Raw genomic sequence first — 2,500 nt, 5'->3', positions numbered from 1 at the left:
TAGAGCGTCGACCGAATACCCCCGGGGGTAGAGCACTGAATGGGCTATGGGGACTCACCGTCTTACTGATCCTAATCAAACTCCGAATACCGGGGAGTACTAGTCGGCAGACACACGGCGGGTGCTAACGTCCGTCGTGGAGAGGGCAACAACCCTGACCACCATCTAAGGTCCCTAAGTTATGGCTAAGTGGGAAAGGATGTGAGGATCCCAAAACAACCAGGATGTTGGCTTAGAAGCAGCCATCATTTAAAGAAAGCGTAACAGCTCACTGGTCTAAATAAGGGTCTTTGCGCCGAAAATGTACCGGGGCTCAAGCCATACACCGAAGCTGTGGATGCACGTATGTGCGTGGTAGCGGAGCGTTCCGTAAGCCTGAGAAGGGACAGTCGTGAGACATCCTGGAGGTATCGGAAGTGAGAATGCTGACATGAGTAACGATAAAGGGAGTGAGAGACTCCCTCGCCGAAAGTCCAAGGGTTCCTGCTTAAAGTTAATCTGAGCAGGGTTAGCCGGCCCCTAAGGCGAGGCCGAAAGGCGTAGTCGATGGGAACCACGTTAATATTCGTGGGCCTGCAGGTAGTGACGGATCGCGTGTGTTGTGAGGTCTTATTGGATTGATCTTGCAGCGAAGCGGTTCCAGGAAATAGCTCCTGCGTATAGACCGTACCCTAAACCGACACTGGTGGACTGGTAGAGAATACCAAGGCGCTTGAGAGAACTGCGTTGAAGGAACTCGGCAAAATGCACGCGTAACTTCGGAAGAAGCGTGACCTCTTTATGGGCAACCATAGGGGGGTGGCACAGACCAGGGGGTAGCGACTGTTTACCAAAAACACAGGGCTCTGCGAAGTCGCAAGACGACGTATAGGGTCTGACGCCTGCCCGGTGCTGGAAGGTTAAGAGGAGATGTGCAAGCATTGAATTGAAGCCCCAGTAAACGGCGGCCGTAACTATAACGGTCCTAAGGTAGCGAAATTCCTTGTCGGGTAAGTTCCGACCTGCACGAATGGCGTAACGACTTCCCCGCTGTCTCCAACGCAGACTCAGTGAAATTGAATTCCCCGTGAAGATGCGGGGTTCCTGCGGTTAGACGGAAAGACCCCGTGCACCTTTACTATAGCTTTACACTGGCATTCGTGACGACATGTGTAGGATAGGTGGTAGACTTTGAAGCAGGGGCGCCAGCCTTTGTGGAGTCAACCTTGAAATACCACCCTTGTTTTTATGGATGTCTAACTGCGGCCCGTTATCCGGGTCCAGGACCGTGTATGGTGGGTAGTTTGACTGGGGCGGTCGCCTCCTAAAGAGTAACGGAGGCGCGCGATGGTAGGCTCAGAACGGTCGGAAATCGTTCGTCGAGTGCAATGGCATAAGCCTGCCTGACTGCAAGACTGACAAGTCGAGCAGAGACGAAAGTCGGTCATAGTGATCCGGTGGTCCCGCGTGGAAGGGCCATCGCTCAACGGATAAAAGGTACGCCGGGGATAACAGGCTGATGACCCCCAAGAGTCCATATCGACGGGGTTGTTTGGCACCTCGATGTCGACTCATCGCATCCTGGGGCTGGAGCAGGTCCCAAGGGTATGGCTGTTCGCCATTTAAAGCGGTACGTGAGTTGGGTTCAGAACGTCGTGAGACAGTTCGGTCCCTATCTGCCGTGGGTGTAGGAATATTGACAGGATCTGTCCCTAGTACGAGAGGACCGGGATGGACGTATCTCTGGTGGACCTGTTGTGGCGCCAGCCGCATAGCAGGGTAGCTATATACGGACGGGATAACCGCTGAAGGCATCTAAGCGGGAAACCCACCTGAAAACGAGTATTCCCTATCAGAGCCGTGGAAGACCACCACGTTGATAGGCCGGGTGTGGAAGTGCGGCAACGCATGCAGCTTACCGGTACTAATAGCTCGATCGACTTGATCACTCCCATTTACAATATCCATCAAGCGAAGCTTGATGGATATCAGTTTAGAACAGCGCTCACGGATCGTACGCGGCTTCGCCGCTGATCCTCCGCGAGGACGGCCAAACGTGGCGGTCGCGCTTGCGAAGCGTTCGCTTCGAGGTTCTAATCTTGATATCAAAGCACGAAAGACAAAGCACCAAGGCAAAGGACAAGCGCAGCCTAAACATACTGCCCTATTCCCCTACTGCCTTACTGCCCTAACCCAGCTTCTCATATTTGTGTTCTTCGCCGACCTGGTGGTTATGGCGGAGCGGCTGCACCCGATCCCATTCCGAACTCGGCCGTGAAACGCTCCAGCGCCAATGGTACTTCGTCTCAAGACGCGGGAGAGTAGGTCGCTGCCAGGTCTGCAAAGCACACAAACAATTCCATCTTCTCAAAGCATGCAAAACAGAAATATCAGCGCAAAACGCCCATACAAGATCCTTACCGGTATATAATCAAATGCATTAACGCGGGGTGGAGCAGCCCGGTAGCTCGTCAGGCTCATAACCTGAAGGCCGCAGGTTCAAATCCTGCCCCCGCAACCA

Annotated in this window: 1 tRNA gene and 2 rRNA genes (1 of these 3 cut by a window edge); all 3 read left to right on the top strand. The window is 53.7% G+C overall.

Annotation, left to right across the window (positions count from 1 at the left end):
- Positions 1 to 1,928: ribosomal RNA gene (locus AVM02_RS13630) — 23S ribosomal RNA — on the top strand; it begins 983 nt to the left of the window's first position.
- 274 nt (positions 1,929 to 2,202) lie between these two features.
- Positions 2,203 to 2,317, top strand: a 5S ribosomal RNA gene (gene rrf, locus AVM02_RS13625).
- A 106-nt stretch (positions 2,318 to 2,423) separates the two neighbouring features.
- Positions 2,424 to 2,500: transfer RNA gene (locus tag AVM02_RS13620), tRNA-Met, on the top strand.

Source organism: Brucella anthropi (assembly GCF_046630315.1).
Lineage (GTDB): Bacteria > Pseudomonadota > Alphaproteobacteria > Rhizobiales > Rhizobiaceae > Brucella > Brucella anthropi_A.
This window is presented reverse-complemented; position numbering and strand designations above follow the sequence as displayed.